The organism is uncultured Cyclobacterium sp., from assembly GCF_963976465.1.
Taxonomy (GTDB): domain Bacteria; phylum Bacteroidota; class Bacteroidia; order Cytophagales; family Cyclobacteriaceae; genus Cyclobacterium.
Map to the genome: position 1 here is coordinate 1 of NZ_CAXBOC010000085.1, position 13,619 is coordinate 13,619.

Sequence of the window (13,619 nt, forward strand, 5' to 3'; positions counted from 1 at the left end):
AGGTTCCCTTCTCGACCACTTGCCCCTCTTCTACCGCTAATGACAATAATTTACCTGAGGACTCAGCTGAAACAGTAATTTCAGTTGCCTCAAAATTACCATAGCCATCTGCTTTCTCTTCATTTTCACAGGATACCATTCCTAGCAGAAGAATACTTGATAAAAATAGTTTGAAGGTTTTCATTTCAGTTCTGTATTTAAAAGTCACCCCTAATTAATTTGTACCTTGCCTGACTCATGACCAACTGTATTTCAGTCAGCTTTTGATTAACTTTTGCCTCATAAAGCTTGTTGAGTTCAATGATGTATGTCGAAGAAGTGATGGTCCCATTTTGAAATTGGGAGGTACTTGATGCAATTACTTCTTCCCTTAAGTTAACGATGGAGGCATCATGGGCTAAAATTTCTTTGTACTTGTTGATGTCCTCCCGTGCCTCTTGCAATTGAATTTCATTGTTGAGGACAAAGGTTTCCTTTTCCGTAGCCACCACCTGCTTTAATGCTTCTACACCCAACTTTTTTTCTTGAGCTTTGCCCCAGTCAAATAACCTCCAGTTGAACTTTAAACCAACCATATAAAAGTCCTGAAAGGAATTGTCTAACATATTCAATCCGGGGTTCCCATATCCGGCCTGTGCAAAACCCATGAGGCTGGGGGATTTTTCTTTATCAATTAATTCCTTAGAAATGTCTAACTGCTGGGACTTGTATTCAAATAGTTTTAATTCCGGCCGGTTAAGCCGGGTATTAAATGTTTGCACTATCTTTGGTTTCAACAATGTATCATTGAAATCAATGTCCTTATAGATTAGTGAGGAAAGGCTTTCTAATGCTTTTTTGCGGTCATATTTGAGCTGAACTTTTTGTTGCTCCAATAATAAGATTTCTGCTTGTAAATGCTGATTTGTGGAAGGTAGGGCCATTCCATTTCTAATGGCAGAAACCGCTTCCTTTGCCCGCTCCTGCAAAATTTTCATTTTAGAGTCCAGCAGTTTTTCTTGTTCCTGAAGGAGTAAAATCTTGAAATAAACGGCATTGACTCTTTCCTTAACCTGGTAAATGGTAACTTCTACCTCTTGTTGTCGTGTTTTTAATTCAGCTTGTTTTAACTTGGCATTTGCCGCTATGCTCCCACCGCTATAAATCAATTGGTTGACATCTAACGTCGCTCTATATTGGTCCTTATTTGGTGGTTGAATGTCAGTATTCGGCAATTCTATAGGAATCCTTGTGACCTCAGATTGATAAGTAGATTGCGCATTAAGGTCTAGTTTAGGTAGTTTCTGCAATTCGAGCACCCTGACCTCAGATTGAAATTGTTCCTCCAAAAAATTTTTCTGACTGCTTAAGGGATAATTTATTTCTGCAAGATTAAAGCATTCTTCCAAGGTGAGCACCTGCTGTGCAGGTACAAGAAAGGGAACCATTGCCAGAATAATTGTTACTATCTCTCTCATAACTTTTTTATTGAGTTGATAATGAATTCGGAAACAAAGGTTTTACGCTGTTCCATTAGTTGCTCAAAGTCATCCACTCCCAATTTCATAAAACCCCTAATAAGTGGCTTGGCTACAAAAGGAAAAATATTCAAGGAAACAATGGTTACGAATAACTGCTCCCCATCGATTGGTCTCAAAATCCCTTCCTCAACCTCCTGTGCGACCTGCTTTTTAAATTTGTCAAGAGATGGAAAGCCTTTACTGTCTTGGATCATTTCAAAAAATGCTGGGTTTCGGTTTGACTCCTGAATGATAAAATTTGGAAGGTAAGGGTGCTTTTTCATAAAGGAAATATAATTATGGGTAAAGCTTTTTACCTTTTCCTCTATGGATGAATCATCATTTAAAACCTTATTGAGTTGAGGAGACAATAAGGAAAAAGCATTCTTAAACACCGCCTCAAAAAGCAATTGCTTGCTTCTAAAATAATAATGCAACATGGCTTTATTGATGCCTGCTGCATTTGCGATCTCCTGCATCCGGGCTCCATCCATGCCCTTCTGCTGGAAAACTTCCTTGGCTGCCTCCAAGATTTTCTTTTCTGTGTCTTGATTAAATTTTTTTTCCGCCATATTAACCTTATGGTTTAACCATTTGGTTAACAAATGTAAAATTTATTTTTACAAAAGAAAATTGATGGCGAAAAAAATTCACTAATAGGTTAAAATACGCTAAATCAATGCCTTAATAAAAGATAATAAATTAAGTTAAACGAAACTGCGCACCATTGTGAAGAAGCTATCATAAAGGGAAAATAGGTGGAATTTTCAATCATCTCTGAGTATTCCGGTAGATATACCCTAATGGAAATGGTATTAATGAGGTCCAAAAATTCGCCCTTACCGGTAAAAAAATGCTATTATGAGACATCTCCGCTCACTAAAGAATGGACAAAAGCACCTAAATAGAAATAAAACCCATACCAGTTGATTGCTAGGTATTTTCTTGAGAAAGTTTGCACCTTAACACAGCAGTCTGCCCATCCATTAATGTACAAGCGATCAAATATTCATCTCCTCCATCTTTAAGCTTGTATCTTTTTTTGATTTGGTCCGGCTTGCTGGGGAAATTGCGGGTCAATACATTCACCTTCCCATCAGGGAAGCGTTTTTTGAGCACTTTCTTATCCAGTTTCAGCTCTTCCAGCACTTCAAATACCCTACCATTGATTGGCCCGGTTATTTCATTTCCGGTGTAAAGATGGGTATGCGGATGAAGCTTACTCAAGCCAAACTCCTTGCCAAAGCTTTTAAATGCTCCTGCCTTTAAAATGCAGGAAAATGGTAATACCAAAAATTTCTGTGGCAAAGAATAATTGACCAAGGCATTTGTTTCTTCCTCCAAGGTAAAGGAAAACTGTTGCGCACTATTTCTTCCCAATTCAGTGGCGACCACTTTCAAAGGCTCATTCTTGCCATTGTAAAGAAACAGCAATTCTTTTACCTCATTTTTGACAGCCACCACATGTACTTGGTTGATTTCCGGTAATTCTTTTAGTGCTGCCTGGATGTCAAGCATAGGTGATGCTTTGATCAAGATTACTTTGGCTTTATCCCGGATCAAATCCCAATTTTGGCTCACATCAGGTTCAAGGTCTTTGAGCTGATACATCTTTTGATTCCCACTGCCTCTCCTGGCCGGATCCACAAAAAGCACATCGTATTTGGCACTTGTCTTTTCAATAAACTGAACCGACTCTCCATGCACCAAACTCAATTGGATACCCTTGCCCTTTAATAATCTGGAAAGATTGTGTCGGGCGAGCTCCACCAGCTCTTGCTGCCTTTCTAGATAGGTAATTTCTTTGAATTCCTTGCCGATATAAAAAGTGTCTACAGCAAAGCCTCCTGTAAGGTCTATAAAGGTTTTGCCTTGGACCAGCTGGGACTTGTATGCGGCAGTAAGCTCAGAAGAGCACTGTTCCATAGATAGGCTAGGTGGAAAAATAATTGAAGGATAACCGGCCCAAAAAGGAAGCTTTTTAGCCGCTTTTTGTCGCATGGCTATTTGCCTAGCAGCTATTTTTAAGTCTATTCCCGGCGCAGTTTTTTGCCTTAAAAGCAAATGTGCAGGATCTTCCTTTAGATGATCCTGCACAAACTGCATCAATTCTTGATGATATATATTTTCAAGGTTCACTTAAACCATGCTGTGTTCCAGTAAATACTCGGCAATCTGAACGGCATTCGTAGCTGCTCCTTTCCTAAGGTTATCGGCTACGATCCACATATTAAGGGTATTGGCTTGGGTTTCATCCCTTCTCAATCTTCCTACAAACACCTCATCTTTTTTATGCGCATTCAATGGCATGGGATAAACATTATTTGCCGGATCATCTTCTACAATAATACCCGGAGTATTGGCCAACAATTCTTTGACTTCTGTCAAGTCAAAATCATTGTGGAATTCCACATTCACCGCTTCTGAATGACCGCCCATCACAGGGATCCTTACAGCAGTAGCTGTTACCTGAATGGAATCATCACTGAAGATTTTTTTGGTTTCATTGATCATCTTCATTTCCTCTTTGGTGTAACCATTTTCTTGGAACACATCTATATGAGGCAATACATTCAAATCAATTTTATAGGGATAAACCATATCGGCTTTTTCTCCATTTCTCTCTGCCATCATCTGGTCTACTGCATCTTTACCTGTTCCGGTAACTGACTGATAGGTAGATACCACGATTCTTTTGATGCCATATTTTTCTCTCAAAGGAGCCAAAGCTAGTACCATTTGAATGGTAGAGCAGTTGGGGTTCGCTATGATGCGATCATCAATTCTAAGACTCTTGCCATTGATTTCAGGAACTACCAATTTTTTGGTCGGGTCCATCCTCCATGCAGAAGAATTGTCAATCACAATAGTGCCAACCTCAGCAAACTGCGGTGCCCATTCTTGAGAAGTTCCTCCTCCGGCTGAGAAAATCGCCACATCCGGCTTTTCTGCCACTGCCTGTTTGAGACCAATTACCGTATACTCCTTACCCTTATAAGCAATCTTTTTCCCTGCAGAACGCTCAGAGGCAACCAACAATAATTCATCGAAAGGGAAATTGTGCTCTTCGAGCACTTCTAGGATTTCTGAACCTACCAATCCGGTGGCTCCAACTACGGCTAACTTCATTTTAATTATAATTTTGACCGATTAAACTCTCCCGGTTCTGTCCCGGGAAAAATATTCTTCAACAATAAATACTTATTTAGTATACTTTTAGTTATATTAATGTTATGAAAACCAGTACTTTAATTTGGACTTTCATAGCATCTTCCCTATTTGGTTTTTCAATTCCCTGCCTTGGCCAAACATTTGCCAAACAAGACTTTGAGACTGAATTCAACATCGTCAACTACCCGGCAGAATTTCTGCCCGGATGGTCAGCCAGTCAAGTTCGCTCCGGAAAATCCAGGGTTTTTCAAGCTTCAGGAGAAGGAATCGCTGATTCCCAGGCCTTGGCCATTCAGACTACCAGTACTTTCAACGCGCAAATTTACATAAAAACATTGACTGTAGGGTTAAAAAAACCCACAATTTCATTTTGGGCCAAAACCGGTAAAAATGGATCAGGCAACAGACCTGTGCTTTTATACCTTTCCTATTCCACAGATCAGGGAAAGGGTTATTCGAGCCCAAGCCTAATCGGATCGGACAGCTCTTTTCTCAATGAAGACTCCCCTTACCTGGAATATCGACAACCGATACCTGAAATTTATACGGATATAGAAGAATTGACCATAAATCTAGAAGTGGTCTATGGAGAAGGATCCGGCACTGCTGCCAGATTGTTTCTAGATAATTTCAGCATAGCAGAGACTGAAGAAGAAGGCGAATCCCTAAGTGCTAAAATCATCCCTACAGACAATGACAGTAGCTTACTGATAGCATTTGATCAGGAAGTGGCCCTGGTTTCAGAGATTGCAACCCTTAGTTCCAATTATGGTCAGGCCAAGAGCATTTCTCAGCCCCAAAGCAAGCATTTGCTGCTTCACTTTGAAGACTATATTTACAATAATGACTACCGCTTACTTTTCAAAGAGATCAAATCCCTGCAATCAGGCAAAGTATTTAAAGACTGGTCCATTAGTTTTGATTACCCAAAATCCACTCCTGCCGCAGCCCTTATAATCAACGAAATCATGCCTGACCCAAACCCCAAAGGTATAATCCCGGAGAACCCTACCCTTCCCAATGCTGAATATATTGAACTGTTTAACCGAACAGAGAAGGCCATCAAACTGAACAATTTCACTTATAATGATGCGACAATTCCCCAAGTACTCGTTCAACCTCAGGAACACTTGATCCTTTGTGCCACCACCAATAAGGATTTGTTTCAGCCGTTTGGAAAGGTGGCAGGCATGGAGGCTTTTCCAACCTTGGTCAACAGTGGTGGTGTGATCCAGATAAAAGATGGCTTTGGTAACCTATTGGATAGTCTAAGCTATGACCGATCCCTGTATGCCGACAAGGACAAAGAAAATGGTGGATGGTCCATTGAGCGCATCAACCCATTTCTAAGCTGTGATGACCCTTATAATTGGAAGGCTACTGCAGCAGCCCAAGGGGGAACTCCCGGAACCACAAACAATAGATTTGGCCAGGCTCCGGATCAAAGGGTTTTTGAAATCCTTGAGCTCCAAACTTTATCCTCCCAGCAAATCAAACTTACTTTCTCCAAAATACTTCCTCTTGTTTTAACAACAAACCCCAACATTTCTCTTAATGACCAAGCATTAAGTATTAAGGAGTTTGGTCAAAACTCCATGCTTCTTGAGCTCAGCAACCCTATGATTTCAGGCGAATCCTATAGTTTAACCATTCAAAATTTGTTGGATTGCTATGCCCTGCCTTTGACCGAAAATAAAACAACCTTTACCTATGATGGCCTTCCTCCGCTTGCTGAGAAAGTCGGGGGAATTGATGAATCAACCATTGTTGTGAAATTTGATGAAGCTGTTGATCCTATATCAGGAAGCAACCCTCTGCACTATAAATTGATTTCACAAGAAGAGATCATGCTTGCTCCTGCTATATTAGAAGAGCCATCCCCTGAAGTTCGAATCGCTCTTTCAAAGCCACTGCTATTCGGTGAAACCTATGGTTTAAGCCTAAGCAATATTGCCGATCAGTCAGGAAACCAAATGCAAAAGGATACCATTTTCTTTGCTTGGGAAGATGTTTTGGATACAGTTATGATTCTTTCACCGAATAGCTTGAAAGTAATTTACTTGGCAAACATCAGTCAGGCAACCGCTACAAATCCGGAAAATTATCTGGCCGGAGAAAGGCAAAGGCATCCCATTAGGGTTTTGCAAGATTCTGAAGAACGAAATAGCTTTATTTTGTTTTTTGATGCTGAAATTCCGGAGAACAAAGTACAACAATTACAAGTGCAAAATCTGGTGGATACCGAAGGCAAGGACAGGATAAGCTTACAAAAAGCCTATGTTCTAGACACAAGACCCATTGAACTCGAACAAGTGGAAATCTCAAACAATAAAAGTCTTCTTCTGACATTTAACAAAGCTCTGGAGCCAAAGCGGGCCCTATTGCCTCAGGTTTATAGAATAGAGGAAAAGAATGAACATCCACAAGAATTGGAAATGCTTAATGAACAACAGGTTTTACTTCAGTTCCCTTCTGAATGGGTTACCGGTGAAGCCTACCATTTGAGCATTGATGGTCTTGAGGACCTGTTTGGGCAAAAATTGACAGCGCCGTTAAAGCACCGCTTTGTTTGGGACACCCTCCCACCAATGATTGACACAGCTTATCTTACCGATCCCTATTCATTGGTAATCTCCTTTAATAAAAGCGTAGCTCAACCGGATTCAATCTTGGTCAATGACCAATTAATTACCCAGTTTGAACTTAACGATGCCGGAAATAAAATCACCCTGTACAATGAAGAGGCTTGGCCGGCTATTCAGCTAGCATTAACAGTCCCTACTGTAAGCAGCATAAATGGGGAGCTTGGGGAAGCGCTCAATTACGCCATTGACAATAGGCTGCTTTCCGTAGCTGAGGCCATGCTTTGGAATGCTGAATCTGTACAAATTTCTTTCACAAGGTTTTATGATCCAAGTACAATTTTATTTATTGAGCAATACTTGGTACAAGGCGAGCCCCCTCTGGAAGTAAATCAAATAAATCCCTATCAAGTTTTATTAAAATTGAAAACCCCTTTAAAGCTTGGCGATGAGGTATCCGTTCAAGTGGATCCAAAGCAAGAAGCTCCGGATATTTCCGGACATTTATTTCAAACCATGTTAGACTATGATGACGGCATTCATGATATTTGGCTGGAAAACAATCAGCAAATCATCATCAACCATGATGTGACACTGGCTGAGTCACCCTGGCTTGAACCTTTTAAATTTGTAGAGGAAAACTTGGAACTGGAACCATTTTTAAGCCAATCTTACCCTAAGCAAATCCAGGTATTGATTTCTTCTCCGCTCCAGCAAGGCCTTCAGCTGACACTAAAAATTCCACCTAGGCAAGAGCGAAACAAGCGTATCTTACCGGGTAGCCAAAGGCCCATTTCATGGAATCCTTCAGCTCCTCAACTTTTGGAGGTGGCCGTCCTTCCTGAAAATCAAATTGCCCTGTACTTTGATAAAGAACTGGATCCCGTGCTGGCACTTGTCCCACAGTTTTACAGCATTTCAGACCAAAACCCTCAAACAGTAACTTTAGAAGAAGGTGGTAAACTGGTATTGCTCACCTTTGAAAATACTTGGCCAAACAACGTAGCCCTCACTTTGAAAGTCCAACAGTTAGAGGATCTAGATGGGAATGAGATTGATCCGATTGAATTTGATTTTCTTTACAAAGAGGTAACTGTTGCAGGGTATAAAGATATCCTGATCAATGAAGTCATGCCTGCCCCCAGAGAAGGCTCTGGCTTGCCGGATTCCGAATATATTGAAATATTCAACCCTACTGACAGTACTTTTAATTTAGGAGGGATGCTGTTGGCAAATTCTAGAACCCGAACTGTCTTGGCACGGACAGAAATGAAACCCGGAGAATATATTATTCTTTGTCCATTGGCTTCAAAAAACGCCTTTAGCAATTATGGAAAGGTAATCGGACTCAGTCCTTGGCCTGCATTATTGAATGGTGGAGATGAAATTTCTCTTTTGAATCAAAAAGATGAACTTGTGGACAAGATGAGCTATGACTCGCAAATGCCTTTAGCAAGCGAAGTGCTTACAAATGGCTATAGCTGGGAGCTGATAAATCCTTGGTCTACTTGTGAAGGGCCAAGCAATTATGCACCTGCTAGCATTGAAGCCAAGGGCACACCCGGTGCCATCAATTCCGTGTTTGATAATAGTCCGGACCGCAGTTCTCCTCAACTGCTCAGCTCGCAAGTCAGTCACAACAACCAAATCATCTTACAGTTCTCAAAACCCTCTACTAAAGAGATGGGGGATATGGTCGATTTTGAAATTGTCCCTTCGGTCAAAATCATAAATGCTATTCAAAACTCCGATGATCCTTTCCAATGGATTCTTTATCTCGAAGAACCTTTGGAAGAAAACCAAGCTTATGAAATTACGGTTAAAAACTGGAGAGATTGCTCTGGAAATGCCTTAGATAATAATAAGGCTTTGGTGAAAATACCCAGCAATCCGGAAGAAGGAGACATTGTTTTAAATGAGATTCTTTTTAATCCACCGACGGGTGCTCCAAAGTTTGTTGAAATTTACAATAATTCAAGCAAGCTCATCAACCTCAAAAACTGGAAACTGGCCAACCTTTCGGAAGGAGAAATTGACAACAGGAAAATTCTAACCTCAGAGGATTTTATCATTGACCCTTTTACTTATTTGGTACTTACCGCCGATAAGCAAAACTTAGTTACCCATTTCCCAAAGGCGGTAAACAGCAATTTCTTGGAAATGAGTTTACCCAGTTATCCTATCCGTTCAGGGACAGTCATTTTATTAGATCCTGAGGAAAATTGGCCGCAAAGATTCGATTACGATGAAGATTATCACCATGGTTTTTTGAGGGATACCAAAGGCATTTCCCTTGAAAGATATGCCAGCGGGGAGGAGGTAAATGATCCTAAAAACTGGCATTCTGCGTCAGCAGCAGAAAATCATGGCACACCCGGCTATAAAAACTCACAGGTATATGAAGGAAATTCCGGAGGGGTGGGATTGACCATTTCACCCGAAATATTTATTCCTGATGCAACAGGAGAACAACCTTTTACCACCATTTCCTATAAGATGGACCAGCCTAATTATCTGGCCACCCTTCGCATTTTTTCTGCTTCCGGGCTAGAGGTAAAACTATTGTGCCAAAACGAAATCTGGGCAGCAAATGGGTTTTATACCTGGGATGGCACCAATGAAAAAGGAGAAAAGGTAGGTGTGGGCTACTATATAATTTCTGCAGAACTCATTCACCCTGCCGGCCATGTACAGCACATCAAAAAAACGGTGGTTGTTGGCACTAAATTCTGAAATTTGAATGCCTTGCCCCATATTTTTTGTACTTTGGTTTGATTTTCCAATTGAAACTAAAGATTTTAGTTTTATATATGCAAACAATGAACCCAAGCCGATTAACGCTTCTATTTTTATTATTGATCCAACTGTGGAGTTGCTCAGCCTCCTCAGAAAATAAACCTGAATATGTCTTACGTTTTGGACACCTGGCCAACAACCAACATGGTTGGCACCTGGCCAGTTTAAAATTTGCCGAAGAGGTAAAAAAGCGATCCAATGGCAGAATAGAAGTGAAAGTTTATCCCAATGAGCAACTCGGTAAGGAAATGGATGTACTGACCGGACTATTGGTAGGTAGTGCAGACATTATGATTACCGGAGAATCCCTACAAAGCTGGAGCTTGCCCAAAGCCATCCTATGCGCCACCCCTTTTGCTATCCGAGATTCTGAGCATCTAAAAAAAGTAGCAGGGGGACCTTTGGGCAAGGAAATCGAGCAGCATATTTTGGATGGTGCCGGCTTTAAACCTATTGCATGGTTTGAGCGGGGAGCAAGAAACCTTACTGCCAATCGAATCATCCGCCATCCGGACGATCTTCAAGGAATGATTTTAAGGGTACCACCGGTTTCTCTTTATGTGGATACTTGGAGTACACTGGGTGCCAAACCTACACCTATGGCTTTTTCAGAGGTTTTTACTGCTTTGCAGCAATCCACCATCCATGGACAGGAAAATCCTTTTGCCTTGATCAAAGATGCAGGCCTCTATGAGGTGCAAAAATACTGTATGTTAACATCCCATGTGAAAAGCTGGGCCTATGTGGTCATGAGTGGTAAAAAATACGATAGCCTCCCCAAGGACCTGCAAAAAGTAATTGATGAATCAGCTAAAATAATGCAGGAATACGAACATGAATTGTTTTTAGTTCAAGAGAAGAAAGATTACGATTTCCTTGTGGAAAAAGGAATGGAATTTATTGAAGTTGACAATGAAGCTTTCAAGGCAGCCGCAAAAGAAGCTGTTCTGGAATCCTTTGATGAAGAACAAACAGATCTTTTAAATAGAATCCAGCAGGTAAAATGACAAAATCTCCCTTCCCCACTTTAGATAAAGTACTGGGTTTCCTCGTAAACCTAAGTTTTGTTTTGATGATTGCCGTTGTATTGCTTCAGGTTATTGCCAGGTACCTTTTGCCCTGGGCTCCCAATTGGACCGAAGAGCTTGCCCGCTTTTGCTTCATCTATTTGGTAAGCATGGGTGCTGCCTTGGCTGTAAAAGACAATGGTTATGTAAGTGTAAACTTTTTATTGGACAGGCTATCCCCCAAATACAAATCCATATTGGAGAATATTATATTGGTATGCATTATCGGCTTGATGTTTACTCAGTTTGTGGTAAGCCTTCCATTAATGGAGATTGTGAGCATACAAAAATCCCCTTCAATGAACCTCAACATGGCCTTTATGTATGGTGCCATGGCCATTATGGGCTTATCGGTTGCCTTTTACAGTACCTTGAAATTAATTGAAAAAAATAGATGACTGCACTTTTATTCATTGTCTTTTTGGTTCTATTGGCCATAGGCTTTCCTATTGCCTTTGCCTTGGGGATTTCCGCCTTTACCTATTTGCTGTTCAGTGACATTCCCCTAATGGTGATCCCCCAAAAAATGTATGCGGGCATCGACGTTTTTGTATTGCTGTCCATCCCCGGCTTTATTTTGGCCGGCAACCTGATGAATGCCAGTGGCATTACCGGTAGGATCATCAATTTTTGCAATGCCCTTTTGGGACATATTAGAGGAGGGTTGGGACTGGCCAATGTTGGGGCTTCCATGTTATTTGGCGGTATCTCCGGAACGGCCATTGCCGATACCGCCAGTATTGGTTCTGTAATGATTCCTGCCATGAAAAAAGAAGGCTATGATGTGCCTTTTTCCTGTGCCGTCACGGCTTCTTCTTCCACAATTGGGCCTGTTATTCCCCCCAGTTTACCGATGATCATTGCCGCCACCCTTACCGGACTTTCCGTGGGAAAGTTATTTGTAGCCGGGATTGTTCCGGGTGTACTATTGGGAATAGGTTTTATGTTGATTACCTATTTGATTTCTGTGAAAAGAAAATACCCCAAAAGAGCTAGAAAATCATTTGGCTTCATCTTCAAAAGCTTTTTCCAGGCATTTTGGGCTTTAATGATGACCATAATAATACTTTTTGGCATCATAGGAGGTGTTTTTACGCCTACCGAAGCCTCTATTGTAGCGGTAATTTATGCGATAGCCATTGGCCTTTGGGTTTACAAAGAGCTAAAATTTAAAATGATTCCGGCCATATTGCTTCAGTCAGCCAAAACAACTGCTGCCTTGATGGTGCTGGTTGGCTTTGCCAATCTCTTTGCCTGGATCATGACTGTGGAAGAGTTGCCACAGCTGATTGCCAATAGCTTACTAGAGCTGACGAGCAACAAATTTATTTTACTTTTATTAATTAACCTCTTGCTTATATTTGTAGGTGCCTTTATGGAAACCATTGCCGCCTTGCTTATACTGTTCCCGGTTTTGCTGGGCGTAGCAGTAAATGTGGGCGTAGACCCGGTGCAGTTTGCCATCATTATGGTTTTTAACTTGGTCATAGGCCTGACCACTCCGCCAGTTGGCGTTTGTTTGTTTGTGGCTTCAAGTATCGGAGGTATTTCTCTTGAAAAAATAGCAGTGGCCGGCTTGCCTTATTTGATGGTAAGTATTCTGGTCCTATTGATGATTACCTATATCCCCGAAGTAAGCCTGTGGTTACCGGGATTGTTTTATGAGTAAATCTCGAACTACTAATCGAGGCGGACTTTGATAAATATTGCTCAATTGGAGACAATGAAATAGGCTGACTTAATTTTAACTTCATTACGCAATCGTCAATCTTGAAGATATCAAAATCCCCCTTTTTTCAAAGGGAGACCAAGGGGGATTTCTAACGTTAACAGCAAACCTAGAACAATCTAAATGCAATCAAATCTTCCTCTTATAAGACAAACCCTGAAACTTCTTGTAATTCAGGATTGACTGCTATAATATACCCACATTCTTCTGTTTACACAAATGGGTTGACTAAAGCTGAAATCAGAAACAAATTCGCCATTCTTAAAAGCACAAACTCCCCCTTTTTTCAAAGGGGGACCAAGGGGGATTTCTAACGTCAACAGCCAACAAAATAAACTTTTTATCCCTGAAAATAACCATCCATTTTGAACCATTTAATCCAATCAAATACCCCTATTCTTCTTTCTTGATCTTCATCAATAAAGAAAAACATTCAATTAATTTTAATATTAACAATTCCTTTGGTTAAATTAAACCACAGGAAAATAAGTAGAGGGAATAGTGCCTTCTGTTTACCAAACTTTTTGTAACTGTGCCCATCTCCAAAATACACGTTAACTAAAACCACACAGCCATAACCATGAAAAAAATTACCATAGCAAGTAAATCATTTTCTTTTTCCTTATGCCTCTTGGCATTTTTTACCTTCTGTAAATCTCCCCAAAAGCAAGAAAAAATGGTTGAGCAAATACCAGACACTTACTATTCCATGGAAGATTTTTCCACCATAAAAAAGTTTGATACACATGTCCACCTTCGTAGTCAATTTGACACC

At 40.7% G+C, this 13,619-nt stretch carries 10 protein-coding genes; 5 read left to right on the plus strand and 5 right to left on the minus strand.

The genetic code is table 11. The annotated features are described in order from the left end of the window. From AAC037_RS06900 to AAC037_RS06920, 5 genes are all read right to left on the minus strand, one after another. The coding region (locus AAC037_RS06900; protein ID WP_339902287.1) for a biotin/lipoyl-binding protein at nt 1-184 on the minus strand (184 nt) is incomplete at its 3' end. A gap of 13 nt (nt 185-197) precedes the next feature. Continuing rightward, on the minus strand, nt 198-1,457 hold the full coding sequence (locus AAC037_RS06905; protein ID WP_339902288.1) for a TolC family protein: 1,260 nt from the start codon (nt 1,455-1,457) through the stop codon (nt 198-200). Then, nucleotides 1,454-2,071, minus strand: coding sequence for a TetR/AcrR family transcriptional regulator (locus AAC037_RS06910; RefSeq protein ID WP_303615440.1), 618 nt, complete (start codon nt 2,069-2,071; stop codon nt 1,454-1,456). Before AAC037_RS06910 ends, AAC037_RS06905 begins: the two co-directional genes overlap by 4 nt. A 361-nt stretch (nt 2,072-2,432) precedes the next feature. Next, nucleotides 2,433-3,638 carry a class I SAM-dependent methyltransferase gene (locus AAC037_RS06915; RefSeq protein ID WP_339902289.1) on the minus strand — a complete coding sequence of 402 codons (1,206 nt, stop codon included), beginning with the start codon at nt 3,636-3,638 and terminating at the stop codon, nt 2,433-2,435. Beyond that, nucleotides 3,639-4,628, minus strand: coding sequence for an aspartate-semialdehyde dehydrogenase (locus tag AAC037_RS06920; protein WP_303615442.1), 990 nt, complete (start codon nt 4,626-4,628; stop codon nt 3,639-3,641). A gap of 104 nt (nt 4,629-4,732) precedes the next feature. Between AAC037_RS06920 and AAC037_RS06925 the strand changes: the two genes are divergently transcribed. From AAC037_RS06925 to AAC037_RS06945, 5 genes are all read left to right on the plus strand, one after another. Continuing rightward, nucleotides 4,733-9,985, plus strand: a complete 5,253-nt coding sequence (locus tag AAC037_RS06925) for a lamin tail domain-containing protein (protein WP_339902290.1) — start codon at nt 4,733-4,735, stop codon at nt 9,983-9,985. 86 nt (nt 9,986-10,071) lie between these two features. After that, on the plus strand, nt 10,072-11,055 hold the full coding sequence (locus AAC037_RS06930) for a TRAP transporter substrate-binding protein (RefSeq protein ID WP_339902291.1): 984 nt from the start codon (nt 10,072-10,074) through the stop codon (nt 11,053-11,055). Then, complete coding sequence (locus AAC037_RS06935) at nt 11,052-11,513, plus strand: TRAP transporter small permease (protein ID WP_339902292.1); 462 nt, start codon at nt 11,052-11,054, stop codon at nt 11,511-11,513. The genes AAC037_RS06930 and AAC037_RS06935 overlap by 4 nt, the downstream gene beginning before the upstream one ends. Further along, on the plus strand, nt 11,510-12,784 hold the full coding sequence (locus AAC037_RS06940; RefSeq protein ID WP_339902293.1) for a TRAP transporter large permease: 1,275 nt from the start codon (nt 11,510-11,512) through the stop codon (nt 12,782-12,784). Before AAC037_RS06935 ends, AAC037_RS06940 begins: the two co-directional genes overlap by 4 nt. A 640-nt stretch (nt 12,785-13,424) precedes the next feature. Continuing rightward, nucleotides 13,425-13,619 (plus strand): hypothetical protein (locus tag AAC037_RS06945; RefSeq protein WP_339902294.1); only part of this gene is annotated, 195 nt, incomplete at its 3' end.

Coding starts and splice junctions, on each gene's coding strand:
- AAC037_RS06905 (WP_339902288.1), bottom strand. CDS start 1,457: ATGAGAGAGATAGTAACAATTATTCTGGCAATGGTTCCCTTTCTTGTA.
- AAC037_RS06910 (WP_303615440.1), bottom strand. CDS start 2,071: ATGGCGGAAAAAAAATTTAATCAAGACACAGAAAAGAAAATCTTGGAG.
- AAC037_RS06920 (WP_303615442.1), bottom strand. CDS start 4,628: ATGAAGTTAGCCGTAGTTGGAGCCACCGGATTGGTAGGTTCAGAAATC.
- AAC037_RS06925 (WP_339902290.1), top strand. CDS start 4,733: ATGAAAACCAGTACTTTAATTTGGACTTTCATAGCATCTTCCCTATTT.
- AAC037_RS06930 (WP_339902291.1), top strand. CDS start 10,072: ATGAACCCAAGCCGATTAACGCTTCTATTTTTATTATTGATCCAACTG.
- AAC037_RS06935 (WP_339902292.1), top strand. CDS start 11,052: ATGACAAAATCTCCCTTCCCCACTTTAGATAAAGTACTGGGTTTCCTC.
- AAC037_RS06940 (WP_339902293.1), top strand. CDS start 11,510: ATGACTGCACTTTTATTCATTGTCTTTTTGGTTCTATTGGCCATAGGC.